Source organism: Providencia sp. PROV223 (genome assembly GCF_028479245.1).
Classification (GTDB): domain Bacteria; phylum Pseudomonadota; class Gammaproteobacteria; order Enterobacterales; family Enterobacteriaceae; genus Providencia; species Providencia rettgeri.
On record NZ_JAMPNG010000016.1, the window covers coordinates 92,754 to 106,643 of the forward strand.

Consider the following 13,890-nt stretch of genomic DNA (forward strand, 5'->3'; position numbering starts at 1 on the left):
ATTTTAAATATTTTTATATAATATACTAAAAATACCTATTGATATTGTTGCTTAATTTCTTGGGCAATTGCTAATCCACGTTTTGCTTCTTTTTCAGCAATTTCGACAGATAACCCAATATAAGACCTTGGGTCGAGCATAGCTTTAATTTCTTCATTACTGAACGCTGCTGATATCACACTGTTTTTGGTTAAATTAGTGTAGAAATCCTCCCCATCCGCTGCCGTTTTAATAGCTTCTTCATACAGAAGGGAATGAGCTTTATCTTTACCTAATTTTTCCGCCATCTTCATCATGACATATTCAGTATTATCAAGACCTTTATTTCTCAATACATTATGAAGCATTCTCTCTTCATGTGGCACAATCGTCCTCGAAAGCTCCTCTGTTCTTAATAAAATTTCTGTGGTTAATTCCAAAGCTTCTTCGATTAACCCATCAAATAACATATAAGAACTACTATCTCCTTCATAAGGCCTTACCGCGGAATACATACCAACACTTGGTAAGGAATATAATTTCTGCGAGTTAGCGATAATTCCCTTTGCCAGTTTCGGGTTTATTTTATGTGGCATAGTACTACTGCCTACTGTTCCTTTGGTAAACCCTTCAGAAACTTCTGCAATTTCTTCTAACGTTGTGCTATAGACCTCTTCGCCGATTTTATGGCAAATATTCGCCATTAGCGCTAAATTTGCCATATATTCAAGTTTATGGGTGCTCAAATTTCTGGATGGTACTTCCATGGCTTCCATCCCCACCAGTTCAGCGACACGTTTTTGTACCGCCATTCCAACCTCAGGCATCGAGTTAAAAGCGCCAACAGCACCACCCATCATAATAGTGAACACGCGCTTTTCACACTCTTTCATTCGCTGATAACAGTCAATAAAGTCACTGATCCACACTGAAACCTTATAGCCATAGGTTATCGGAATTGCATGACGCCCATGGGTTCTTCCCGGCATCACCATATGTTTGGTTTTTTCAGCCAGATTCGACAAGTTTTCGATGATTTCACCCAATAACAACATAAATTTATGGTGTACGGTTTTCATCATATACAGCTGTGAACTTTGCTGAATATTTTGTGTGGTAATACCATAATGGATATATTTACCGCTTTCCTCAGAGCAAGCATTCACTAAAACCTTTAAGAAAGGTACGAAACCATGGCCTATTTTTTGGTAAATACGGCTCATTTCTTCAAAATCGATATTTTCGATTACGGCCTTTTCTTTAATTTCATTTGCCGCTGATTGAGGAATAAATCCCAGTTCAGCTTGAGCTTGGGCCAGCATGGATTCAAACATTAACCAAGTAGAATATTTTGCTTCATCAGACAATAAGTCTTTAATTCCACGGTCATCAATAGTTTTACTTTTAGAATCGTATAATGCTCTCATTTCGTATCCTTTCTTTATTTCTTCATTGCTTCATCAACAGCATTGCGAACGAACTCAACCTTTGGTCCATATACGACATGGACGTGGTTTGCCGATGGAAAGAAGAATGCGGTACATCCTGATTCCAACATTAAATCTTTATCAATTTGGTTAACTTCTCCAACATCAATACGCATACGAGTAATACAGTTATCTACATTACGAATATTTTGTTTTCCACCTAATGCTTGGATTAAAATTTCTGCAATTTCGCCGTAGCGTTTTTCTTTAATTAAAGTATTTTTCAGATTACTAGATTCTTCACGACCAGGAGTTTTAATATCAAATTTAATAATTGCCCAGTAGAAAATAAAGTAAGTGACGACGGCTAAACAGCTACCGATAATAACAAGGAAGATCCAGTTAGTGTGTTCGTACAGCAGACCAAAGATAGTAAAATCAAAGACGGTTCCACGAATATAACCGATACCAACCTCAGCCAATGAAAGTAACACCGCACCAATACCGACAATAATGGCATAAATTAAATACAGTAATGGCGCAATGAATACGAAGGTAAATTCGAGTGGCTCTGTGACGTTACCAAGCATTGCCGTTAATACCATGGTGACAAGCATGGATTTCACTTCTGCGCGGTTTTCTTTCTTCGATGTTTTATATATAGCAAGAGCAATCGCAGGGAAGAGGAACAATGTAACCAACATTTGTTGCTGCGCCATAAAGCGAGTCAAACTTGGCATCATCGCCCAATATTCGCTATCCGGGCCTTGGTTAAAAAGTACTTCAGTTAATGCAGGGACAACGCCAACAAAGGTTTGGCCATCAATAATATAAGTACCACCCGCTTCAGTGAATCTAAACAAAACGTTCCATACATGGTGTAAACCAAATGGAATAAATAAGCGTTCACCTCCTGCCGTAAAAAATGGCCCCACTGGACTTAAAAATACCGCAGAGAGTTTCATCAAACCTTGAACTAATACTTCCCAAATAAACGGTAATAACGCCCCCACTCCAATCATTAAACCTATCATAATAATAGAAACGGATTTTTTACCGGAAAAGAAAGCGAATGCGGTCGGTAACTCAAGGTTATAAAACTTATCGGTGGCCCAAGCGGCAATCAAACCAGTAATAATCCCTCCGGCAGCACTGATATTTAAAGTTTGTATGCCAAGAACTTTAATTTGTCCCACTTGGCCCATCATTGCAGGGTCAGCAAGTTTACCGGTAAGGACTAACCAAATATTCATGGTGATGATCAGCGATAAGTAGCCGACTACCGAGGCAAAGACGGCAATCCCCTTATCTCGATGGCTCATCCCATAGGCCACACCCATTGCAAACAACAAGGGAATATTATCAAAAATAACACCTGCGATTGAGCGAATACTGACAAGTAATGCATTAACTGTTTCATTTCCGAGAAAAGGAAAACGTGCAATCATATAAGTCTGCACTAATGCACCACTGATACCCAATATCATACCGATAGGCGCTAATACACCTATCGGAAGGAGTAATGTTCTCCCAAAGCGTTGAATAGATTCACCAAACTTTTTTCTGGCCATACTGTTTCCTTATGACTTCTATTATTAGAATTAAGGGCATACTAGCTTGGGGGGGTTATAAAAGAAATGATGTCACGGTTTTAAAAATTATCTTAGGTCATAATTAATGACCTAGGTCATTTTAATATAAAACTCATTGACAAAGATAAGAATGAAAAACAAATGAAATTTTTAGGAAATAAAAGCAGAAACTTAAAGTAAGTTTTCTAATTCATTGATAAGTAAATCCACTAAAATAAAAAAGCCAATTCTGGATTTGGTATCATCCCTTTTAGTATCAAAATTATCGGCAAAACAAAACAGAGTATTATCAGTATAAGTGGTTAATTCATTAGTATTAAAAGCGGTCATGCTAATAATATTTGCTCCTTTTAATTGCACAATTTTTGCTGTTTCAATAATTTTTTTTGTTCCCCCAGATAGCGAGATAAAAATAACAGTGTCATCTTTGCTAACTAATCGAGTGAAAGAATCAGATAAATTGTAGTCATTAATGAAAAAACAGTGTAGTCCTAACGCAAATAGCAAATGCTCAAGGTAATAACCAACCGCTTTGCTTGTTCCTCTTGCAACAATAAAAATATTTCTCGATTTATGTAGTATTTTAGCGCAATCACTAATTTGCTCTTCATTAATTAACGTAAAGCTTTTATTAATATTTTTTTCGAGTTGTTTTTTATAAGATGACGGGATAATTTTTTCAGTTTTATTTTTTGTTAAAATATAATTATTAATCTGAAATTTAAGCTCTTTAAACCCACTAAACCCTAATTTTTGCGATAAATTAATGATAACTGTTTTAGAAACAAAGGTTTTAGCAACCAGTTCATTAATATTTAAGTAAGGGATATCCGTAATGTTATCAGTCAGGTATTTTAAAACTTTTTTTTCGCTAATGGTTAAATTATCGTAATTTTTTAAGAAATCCAACATATCCCCCCCCTTAATCAGCCTAATTAGCCCAGAAGTCATTCTTTTTATGATAATAAAGTCAATATAGGCAACCAATCGATTGATTATACGTTAAATGACCAACCGATGTTGAATTTAAGAAGTGATTTTTGTGAAATGCGACAGTAATCGAGGAAAAATTGGTATCACAATAGGTTGTTTCCTTTGTGATACCTTTTATACAAATAATTCAGCTACTTCATCAGCACCATTACAAACACGGTACATTGAGTGTTCTCACTAGGGAGCTCGTCGTCACTCTGATGCTTTCTAGTACTGAATAGTAGAAGAAAGAATAACATGATAAACAAGCAAATAGCGCTTCCCTTGAGCGCTATTTGCCTTACAAAAAATCACTTAAATTTGAGTTGCTTCACAGCTTCATCAATATCAATTTCATCTTCCGAAAATGTTAAAGCAGTACCATGTAATGTGCTAATTTCTAATTTTTTCAAGGAGCGCATTTGGTCCGGTTTATCTGATTTAGGTTTAATGCTGTTCATCAATGCACCAATAGATAACACAGTATTTTCTTTATCAATACGCGTATCGGCAGGCACGTCCACCGAATAAACGCGATAAGATTTTATAGATGTAATCTTAATGCGCTCACCCGCAATATAAATATATTTGCTTTCAGGTATGACTTTGACTGCAAATGCAGACAACCCTTTATTATTTGTCGTCGGTTCGAAAGTGACTACAGCATTTTTTTTAATCAACTCAGGGTTGGCAACTTTAACCACATGAAAATAACGGTTATCGCCATTCTCATCTTTGATAAATCCAAAACCTTTATCTTCGAACCATGTTGTGATCGTTCCATTCATCGCCATTACCGCCTAATTAATCTTTTATTGATTCAGTTTTTACAACACGCAGTATAGAGCACAATGCGTGTGCAGACTACGGCTTTACTTTTAGTCTGAGTGATAAATTTACGTGATGCAAGTAGCAAGCATTCGCCTGCATACTAAAAATTGGTTATTATCAACCGCTATTTTTTGTTGGAAAGGCTAATGACTGAAATCATCGACACCTTTATTGCGCCGCCCTGCCACGGTAAGATAGAAATTATCTACCAGGATGAACATCTTGCTCTTATTAATAAGCCGAGTGGCCTACTAAGTCTTTCTGGAAAAAACCCACAAAACTTAGATTCAGTGCATTACCGATTAGTACAAATCTTCCCTGAATGTACTCTTGTTCACCGACTCGATTTTGGCACTTCAGGATTAATGGTGATTGCACGTAATAAAGCAGTGAATGCCGCTCTGAGCCAACAATTTAGCCAGCGAACGGTAATTAAAGTATATCAAGCTCTACTTTGTGGTCATTTAACAGTTGATGAGGGCATCATTGATGCTGCAATAGCAAGAGACCCAGCACTGTTTCCTCGCATGTCTCTTTGCGAAATTAATGGCAAACCTGCCCGCTCCCACTATCACGTGATTGAACGTCTGTATCACCCTTTAGATAATGGCACATTGCTTCCAGTAACTCGAGTCCAATTAGTTCCAGAAACGGGTCGAACGCATCAGCTTCGTATTCATTGCCAACAATTAGGCCACCCTATATTAGGCTGTGACCTATATGGGGGCCAAATACCAGAGCATGCATCTCGGCTCATGTTGCACGCCAGCGAACTGCATTTTGTTCATCCCATTAGCCAAGAAAGCGTTAATACTCGCTGTGCGAGCCCGTTTTAACGCCCAAGTAACCACTGTCTCATTTTATGACTGGTAAAATAAATTGCTCTGCCCTGTAAGTGCACATCGCTAGCCGTACTTCAATTTAAGTTATGACGAATATTACCACATCAGGTCGTCAGGGATCTTAAAGTCCGCGTACGGGTCATCTTCATCTTGTTCTTCTTGGCTGAGCGCATTATTGAGTACGATACTATCCGCATCCCTTTGGGTTATTTTATCCGCTACACTTGCAGGGATAATCACATACTCATTGTTATCACTATTCTCAATCGCTAAACGGGCAATCGCCAGACGACCGCTGATCAATTGTGTTTGTGTTATTTTATCTACAACAACTTGCTTGATCACATTGTTATCGGTGAAATTAAAACTAATATCTCCCTTTGAAATATCAACTTTATTCATCTCAATAAGTTGTTTAACTTGCGCTTTAAACTCTTTGGATTGCACCATTTGCTTATGCTGTTCGCTTAATTGCTTATCACGTTCAAGCTGTGCTTTTTTATTCTCTTCTACGGCTTCCCTTGCTTCACGCGCTTGAACGCGTGATTTTTTAGCCGTTCTTTGCACTTTAGCCATCTTCTTGCTGGTGACTAATCCTGCTTTTAGCATTTGCTCTTGTAAGGTGAGTTTTGCCATCTTCGCCTCTAAATCTATCAGATAATTATGTGATTATACCTTTAGCCGCTGAGACCTGATAGGCTTTGAGCTTCATTGATAGAGAAATTATGTGATGTTATTTAAGAAAATATGCTAACGAGGATAATTCAAAATTCGGCGTGTTTAACTTATTTTGTCTAATCTAAAATGTGTTTATAAAAAACCATCAATATATTGTGATTTTTTATAGGCACGATTTACTCAGTAACCATAGAGAGCTGATGAGAAAAAATAGAGGCTTTCATCCACATAAAAACCTCTCTATTTCAATAACTACGGAGTGGACATAATAATGGTAGCTGCTGAACTAAACTGGCCTTCTATCAATTCATTTGGCGATAAATTAGGTTTTTTAACTAGCGTAAACATTAGTGTGTCTCTACCATGCCCATTTTCTATTTTTGAATCGAAATGCCCATTCATAGGGGAAACTCTTTGCCCTTGATGATAAATCTCAACACCTAATCCCGGCATAATAGGACCTTGACTACCAATATCTCCAGTTCTAACAAGTAAAGCGTCAGATGAAAAAGTCGAAGTTTCTCCGCTAATAATCATCTTTATTGGCGCTGTCAGATTATTATCTTCACAACTATAAGTGATTTCTGCGTTACGTTGAAAACGGCTTGCACTTCCCACTGTTGAAATACCCGATGCATTTACTGTTTCAAAATCAACAATGATGATTTGGTTATCATTGATATCACACGTACCCGTTCCAACAACTACATCATTACCTGCATAGAAATTCCATTTAAAATAAGCATGGTCAATATGCTGATTACTATTTACAAATGTCGCATATTTATGGAGATCTAACGTCATCAGCAAATCGCCTTTTCTTACCAAAACTGATGGCGTTGGTTTAACATTTACCTGTAAATATAATTTAATTTGTAAAGGTTCACTTGCTGTGGTTAAACGAAATACTTGAATTTCTTTACCGCTAAATGGTGCTAAATAGTAAGCACCACGCACGACCACTCCCGCTTTTAATTCTGGGTTATTCTTAAATGTGGGACCAAGGTCAGCACCAGTCACATTTAAATAATCAACATAAGCACTAGGGGCTTCATTACGGCAGGTCATAAAATCACTCACATCCGCAAATTCATTTATACGATTAGGTACAGCAAAAATATCATTATCTAGAGGAACATCATAAATACTTTGTGTTCCCCCACCAACTTCTTGTCCTCCATTAGTTTTACACTGGAAAGCAAAAATAGTCGGGGAAAATAATAAGGTTGCGAGAAGTAATAATAACATCTTCATTGTTACTGATACCTTAATCATAAATTAAACTAAAAATAGCGGTTGCAGTAAAATGGCCAAACGCAATACTTTTATTTTTTATTGCATCAGGTTCCCCTTGCACATTCGCATTAAAACTTAAAATATTCGTGCCATTCTCTAAATTGTATGCAGGCGTCGTACTATTAATAGGAATTTTTTTACCACTAAATTCTAAGATTTCAATTCCGATACCCGAAGCCATGCTGCCAGAATCTAATGCAAGAAGGCCTGGTAAATGGGTATTTTCGCTTCCTGTAAACTTAACGGTCACCGTTCTAAAGATACTATTATCACAGTCATCTAAATGAATATTAAAATTTTCAAGTGGTGTTTTTTGGTTAATATAGAGGTATTTATTAACAATAGTACCAAAGTCCACAATGATATTTTCATCACCAGGTCTTACTGTACAAGCTTCTGCGACAAGTTGTCCTCGTATCTTAATTTCACCGATTTGACCATTTTTTGCCTGACTCGGTAACGGAAAAAATAACAAACTTAATAGCATCGAGAGTATTATTTTTTTAAATTTATAAAAATTGAAATTTAAGTTATTCATATAAATACCTTCAATGCTATATCAGAAAATCTATTAAGATTATTCATACGTTATTTGAAAAGAAATAACACTTCGATAAGCTCCAGCCTGTAATTTTTCTGCGATTCTTACGGGAGCTACATAATAAGTTAAAATATTTTGCCCCGGAGAAATAAGCTCAGGTTCACTGTACTCACCAAAAGCAATTTCTTTTCCTTTAGGATTAGTTATCTGTAATCCAAGCCCATTAACACCTTCAACTCTCGCTATGTTCGGCCTAAAAGGGACAACTGGCGTGATAAACCTAATTTTCATACCTGGCTGAGAAAGACTCCATGTAACATTACCGGATTTATTGTTTCTCAAAACCGTTGGGGTTTCGATACAATCCAATAACTCGATGTTTACCGGCGTCTTGTGGCCTTGGGCGCCAATTGTTTTTAATGATGCAGTTTCAATATTTCCTAAATCAACGGATTGAAATGCAGAATCCATCGATAAATGGCATGCACTCTCCGTTAATGAGCCATAAACGAAAATTTTACCATTTGCACCTTCAACATCCCAATTGCCTGTTGTGTTATAAAAGGCATTATTTGAGGCCGCATATATCACAGCTGAATGAAATATGAGAGATAATCCAAAGAGTAAGGAAAAGCTTTTTTGATTAATCATCATTTTCCTCTCTATTTACTTTCAGGAACAACCTGACATGTATTTGCTTGACATTTAAATTGAAGTTTTGGCCGGCCACCATAGTCATTTATATAGGTCAATACCGGATTTGCCCCCACAGTAGAACTTGGAACTCCTAATTTTTCTTCACTAAATGGTGCAACCATAACTGCCTTAAAATTCTGATTTACCGGTGAATTTTTTCGCTCAGCCGCACCAATAATCGTGATATAAAAGGGAGTTGGGTTTTTAATGATATATTGGTCACCTTGCTTAATAAGCTGTGTTTTTTCTTGCCAAGGGTTATTCAGCATTTCTGTTTCGCTTAGCATGATACTTTTAGGACGATAAAATAATTTAATTTTGCTCTGTAACGCTAATTGCAAAACATTCGGTTTATCACTTTTTGGCGGGATCTCCCTTAAATTGAAGTAATAAACACTTTCTCTATCCTGCGGTAACTGACTAATTTCAGGAAGCGCCTCAATACGGACTTGGCTTGATTTTTCGGGTTCAACTCGCTGTACCGGCGGTAATACAGCAAACGGTGAAGTGATTTTTACCCCTTGAATATTTTCAATCCACCCTTGAGCCAAATAAGGTAGCTGGTTATTTTTATTAGTAATAGTAATTGAAACGCTTTTTTGATCGCCATTAAAAATAACTCGGGTTCTATCTAAAGCAATTGCCGAGAATGCGCTTCCGCTAACTAAACTGCTTAATAAAATAGTACTGATATATAAATTAGTTAATTTTTTCATAGCAATCACTCATTTACAGATTATTATCTGCTTCATTACGTTTATTTGATAATGGTTTACAAGGAATAAATAATCCTTGGTTAATTGTTTCTAAATTTTCAGGAAAATTAATTTCACATTGTGCTTCACCACCCCAATGAATAATCATGACTTCATTTGGGTTGATACCACTAACATAGGCATATCCATTATCAGTGACTATTCCCGTTTCTTTTCCTTTCAAATTCGTGATCTGAGCGCCAAATGGCGGTGCAGAACCGTCAGACATACGCATTGAAAGCATCATCTTTTCACCAGACAACACATTAAATTTGCGATAGCCAATCGCGCCTTCTGTTAATGTCGCTTGAACAATAGAATCCGTTACCTCGGCATTATTCGGTAATGCATTTAAATCGACTTTAACTTTACTGCGGTAGTAGCTATTTAAATCAGGGACAACCACTTTACCAAATGCATTTGATGCAATAGGTATCCCTCGGTCTGATACGGGAATTTTAGCCACACCATCAGTGTCAATGAGCAAACGAGTTCCGCCAATATTTGAGACTCGATGAGCATCCGCACCATTTAAAGTCATGGTAAATCCGCCTTGTGCCCCTACCCCAAATGATGTGTAATTATTATGAATATAGCTGGCATTCGCAGTTAACTTAGTATTATCACCATAATGGGTAATATAGGTGCTTGCGGTTCCACCTTTGTTGGTCGAACCTGCACTGACTTGATAATTGGTTCTATCTGACAATTTGTCATAATAGGTTGCTCGATTAACAGTATCATCCCGTGTTGCTTGTAATGAATAACCAATATTTGCACCATTTCCCCAAGGCATTGAAGCTGAGATATACAGGCCATCATCATTTGTTTCGTTATATTTATTACGATAGGCCGATAACGAAATATTAATATTCTTCAGGCTTCCCCAATCTAAGGTTTTTGTCACCATTAAATTGTAGCGATTACTTTCTGGCTTATCCCAATAGGTTTGGTGCGAGTAGTTTAAATAAGCTGTAATTCTCGATTCTCTAAAGTTTTTATTTAAAGAGATCACATACATTTCTTTATTACTACCTTGACGCTCACCTGAATCTTTAGCCGTTAAAAAATCGGTTACAGTCATAAAACTGCGTTCTGAGAATCGGTAACCTGCGAACTGAACTTGGCTATCATAGTCATCAAAACGTTTTGAATAGTTTATTCGATAAGAATTACCTGTGAGTTTTTTATCATTAGGAATATTTGCAATAGAATGCGTAATATCGAAAGATAAGGCACCAAATGCCAATAAGTCACGACCGACACCCACGTTGAATGCATTATAGTCTTGGCTATTTAATGAACCAGCAAGCAATGACCAACCATTAGTGACACCCCACGACATTTCACCACTCGCAAATGTATCTCCATTGACATGATGATCCATATCCGTTGGGCGACCCATCGCTAGTTTATATCGAATACTACCTGGTCGAGTTAAATAAGGGATATTGGCTGTTTCAACCTGATATTCTTGAACCGAACCATCCTGCTCTTCGATTCGAACATCCAGTTTTCCCGTCGTCGCATCACTTAAATTTTGAATACGGAAAGGACCCGCGGCGACTTGTTCTTGATAAATAATTCGCCCTTGTTGGCTAACAATCACCGTCGCATTTGTCGTCGCAACACCTGTTATTTCAGGTGCATACCCACGTAAATTAGGTGGTAACATTAAGATATCAGAGCGTAAGCCAACACCTGTAAATCGAAAACTATCGAATAAATCGGTGTTAAAATAGTCCTCACCCAAGGTCAATTTCGCTTTAATACTGGTTAACGCTTTATAAGCGTATAGTCGGCTCCATTGAAAGTCATGCTCATTTTTACTATTCGAGCCAGTCTCTCGTTGAGCACGCCCCTGCCAATCTCCCCTAAAGCGCCATGCACCAAGGTTCACACCTGCGACACCATTTGCTGTCACATTATAGTTGCTATTGTTATCATGAGGCTTATTCGCTCTTGCGTTTATATTGTAGTCTAAAATAGCCCCTGAAATTCCTTCATCCCACAAAGAAGGCGGATCCCAGTTAGCTGTTCTATATTCAAGGTAGGCTTGAGGTATACTCAGATACAACGTAGAGTCAGATAAATCCCCTCGAGCTTGAAAGCCAGGCAAACTGCGTAAATCAAGACACTCATTATTATGCCACCACGTAATTTGCTTCAACGAACTAGCTGTTAATCCTAGCTGCTGGACTTGTTCTGGTGTGATACAAACGAGGCTATCTTCAGGGTCGTTTTCTGGCGCATAGAATGAAAACCGTTGCTCAGGTAAAGTTTCTTTATTTACTTGTACTTTGAGGGGATAAATACCAGGCATAATATAGCCTGCACGTGAGAATTGCTTAATATCAATGTTTTTTTTGTCTTCTAAATCAAATAATGCCGTATTAAATTGTATGGTATCGGCAGCATATAACTGAGCGGATAATGATCCAAATGTAATCATTATCGTTGTCGTTATTATATTTATTTTGTGTTGTTTAAAAAACATAAAAAACATCCCTAAAACACCAATATAATTTCTTAGAATTAATAATAATCGACCTTGAACCTTAATAAGGTTTGGTAATTACCCGCTTTAACAGGATGATAATTGGTGACTAATTGCATTTGATATTTCAGGATCATTGTCCCTGGCGTAATTCCTAATGCGGGTAATGGCTTTCCTGGTGTAATGGAATATCCCGATATATCATGCAATGCCAATTGCACTCCTTTTGCTTCACCCGAGAGTGTGAAAAAATCACCTTCTGATGGACCATCAAAAGTGACTTCGAGTGAATTCCATTCGTTATTATCTTTCGAATATTTTTCCCAACGACAATCAATGAGCTTAATATTGAATTCTTTTATGGGGCCTTTCCCAACTTCACGAATATAGCTTGTTGGAAGCACCCCCATATTAATGGTCTGATCCCTAGACCCAATATCTATTGCGCAGGCAGTATCGACTATTTCGCCATTCATCGTGACTTTTCCCCATCCATGAGATGATGCAGCCATTTGTGGCGAAAGAAATAATGTTAGAAGAAATAGAGAAGATACTTTTCTTCGCAAATAGATAAATCCTTTCACTTTAACCTCTGACTTAATTTGGTGATTAGTAGAGGAACACAAAGGTATTCCTCTTAAACTAATCAATTAGTTATAAGTTAAGGTAAAGTTAGTTACGCCTTCGAATTTACCTAATGGAATTTTATCAACCGCAACGTTTGCACCTTGTACATAAGCGCTATAACGCAATGTATTATCACCTGCTTGTAATTGGTGTTCTTGAGCTGTTGCAACTCCCATATTTAACGCTGCACCATTAGTATCCGTTAATTGAATACCCACGTTGCCAGCAATAGTTGGGTCTGTTGCATCTAAGCCTGTTACACCGAGTAATTTAGAGTTGAAAGCAGCGCTAGCACCAGAGAATGTGATACTCACTTTATCGTTGTACACTTTATCATCTGCATCTTTCGGGAATACACAGTCTTCCAATTCAATATTGAATTGCTTCGCGCTAGAAGTACCACCATTCGCTAAAACAGAGTTAGCGATTTGGCCTAACCATACTGTTTGGTCAATAGAATCTGAACTAATTGAGCAAGGTGCATCAATGATTTCACCTTTAAATGTGACTTTACCATGCCCTTGATCAGCAAGTGCTGGAGATGCAATAGCGGCAGAAACTAGCGCGGCTAAAAATACTTTTTTCATTTGAACCTCATTTATATATAACAACGTGATGATTACCCAACATGATGTAGGGCATAGTTAGAATTTATTATTTTTAAAATAACTATTTGCTGTATAAAGAATTTAAAATAATTTCTGTTTGTCGATTAAAAATATAATGGTAGTTATCCTTTTCATCGGATAAGCATTCACTATTATGAATAAATGAATTAGCACTAGGATTTTTTTCATTTATTTTCAATGATACACTTTCAAAAAATGCACTCGGGCTAATTTCTAGATAAAATAAAATTGAAAATAGCATTCCACAATTAATGCTACATATTCCTCTTTCATAACGAGATATTTGTTGTTGTGATATCTTTAATTTTTTAGCTAGATCACTACCACTAAGCCCTTTCTCTTTTCTAAGATGCGATAATTCCATGCCAATTTGTTCAGTTAGTATTTTCTGAAAGCTATCTATACTGGTCTTTAATTTATTACTTTTCATATCTCACCAATTAAAGCCTTGTGTAATGTGGCAAAACAATCAGAACCGCTTATAAAGTGAACAATTTATTTTTTGAAATGCAAAAAAACGCAACAAAA

14 protein-coding genes are annotated in these 13,890 nt (G+C 36.9%); 1 reads left to right on the forward strand and 13 read right to left on the reverse strand.

Annotated features, from left to right (window positions below; genetic code table 11):
- Positions 1 to 35 precede the first annotated feature (35 nt).
- The 4 genes from PR767_RS16575 to PR767_RS16590 all read right to left on the reverse strand — a co-directional run bounded on the left by PR767_RS16575 (position 36) and on the right by PR767_RS16590 (position 4,758).
- Entirely contained in the window at positions 36 to 1,406 is a 1,371-nt protein-coding gene (locus tag PR767_RS16575) for a class-II fumarase/aspartase family protein (protein WP_004266207.1), read from the reverse strand.
- A gap of 14 nt (positions 1,407 to 1,420) precedes the next feature.
- On the reverse strand, positions 1,421 to 2,977 hold the full coding sequence (locus PR767_RS16580; RefSeq protein ID WP_004266208.1) for a PTS transporter subunit EIIC: 1,557 nt from the start codon (positions 2,975 to 2,977) through the stop codon (positions 1,421 to 1,423).
- A gap of 192 nt (positions 2,978 to 3,169) precedes the next feature.
- A complete protein-coding gene (locus PR767_RS16585; RefSeq protein WP_109912305.1) occupies positions 3,170 to 3,910 on the reverse strand; it encodes a MurR/RpiR family transcriptional regulator in 741 nt (246 codons plus the stop codon).
- A gap of 371 nt (positions 3,911 to 4,281) precedes the next feature.
- Positions 4,282 to 4,758, reverse strand: coding sequence for a cold-shock protein (locus PR767_RS16590; protein ID WP_042851702.1), 477 nt, complete (start codon positions 4,756 to 4,758; stop codon positions 4,282 to 4,284).
- A 189-nt stretch (positions 4,759 to 4,947) separates the two neighbouring features.
- Here PR767_RS16590 and PR767_RS16595 point away from each other — a divergent pair, with 189 nt between their 5' ends.
- Entirely contained in the window at positions 4,948 to 5,637 is a 690-nt protein-coding gene (locus PR767_RS16595; RefSeq protein WP_272520634.1) for an RluA family pseudouridine synthase, read from the forward strand.
- A gap of 102 nt (positions 5,638 to 5,739) precedes the next feature.
- Here the strand turns inward: PR767_RS16595 and PR767_RS16600 are convergent, their stop codons facing one another.
- The 9 genes from PR767_RS16600 to PR767_RS16640 all read right to left on the reverse strand — a co-directional run bounded on the left by PR767_RS16600 (position 5,740) and on the right by PR767_RS16640 (position 13,792).
- Positions 5,740 to 6,279, reverse strand: coding sequence for a DUF2058 domain-containing protein (locus PR767_RS16600; protein ID WP_004266212.1), 540 nt, complete (start codon positions 6,277 to 6,279; stop codon positions 5,740 to 5,742).
- A 294-nt stretch (positions 6,280 to 6,573) separates the two neighbouring features.
- On the reverse strand, positions 6,574 to 7,575 hold the full coding sequence (locus tag PR767_RS16605) for a fimbrial protein (protein WP_272520635.1): 1,002 nt from the start codon (positions 7,573 to 7,575) through the stop codon (positions 6,574 to 6,576).
- 13 nt (positions 7,576 to 7,588) lie between these two features.
- Positions 7,589 to 8,155, reverse strand: a complete 567-nt coding sequence (locus PR767_RS16610; RefSeq protein ID WP_004266214.1) for a fimbrial protein — start codon at positions 8,153 to 8,155, stop codon at positions 7,589 to 7,591.
- A gap of 39 nt (positions 8,156 to 8,194) precedes the next feature.
- Positions 8,195 to 8,812, reverse strand: coding sequence for a fimbrial protein (locus PR767_RS16615; protein WP_109912303.1), 618 nt, complete (start codon positions 8,810 to 8,812; stop codon positions 8,195 to 8,197).
- Between the two features lie 8 nt (positions 8,813 to 8,820).
- Positions 8,821 to 9,570 (reverse strand): fimbria/pilus periplasmic chaperone, encoded by a 750-nt coding sequence (locus tag PR767_RS16620; RefSeq protein WP_004266216.1) that lies wholly within the window; start codon positions 9,568 to 9,570, stop codon positions 8,821 to 8,823.
- 13 nt (positions 9,571 to 9,583) lie between these two features.
- Entirely contained in the window at positions 9,584 to 12,115 is a 2,532-nt protein-coding gene (locus PR767_RS16625) for an outer membrane usher protein (protein ID WP_042851471.1), read from the reverse strand.
- 29 nt (positions 12,116 to 12,144) lie between these two features.
- Complete coding sequence (locus tag PR767_RS16630) at positions 12,145 to 12,672, reverse strand: fimbrial protein (RefSeq protein WP_042851703.1); 528 nt, start codon at positions 12,670 to 12,672, stop codon at positions 12,145 to 12,147.
- 84 nt (positions 12,673 to 12,756) lie between these two features.
- Positions 12,757 to 13,320, reverse strand: coding sequence for a fimbrial protein (locus tag PR767_RS16635; protein WP_004266219.1), 564 nt, complete (start codon positions 13,318 to 13,320; stop codon positions 12,757 to 12,759).
- Between the two features lie 82 nt (positions 13,321 to 13,402).
- The gene (locus tag PR767_RS16640; protein ID WP_004263121.1) at positions 13,403 to 13,792 is read right to left on the reverse strand and encodes a helix-turn-helix domain-containing protein; all 390 of its coding nucleotides are present in this window, start codon (positions 13,790 to 13,792) and stop codon (positions 13,403 to 13,405) included.
- Positions 13,793 to 13,890 lie beyond the last annotated feature (98 nt).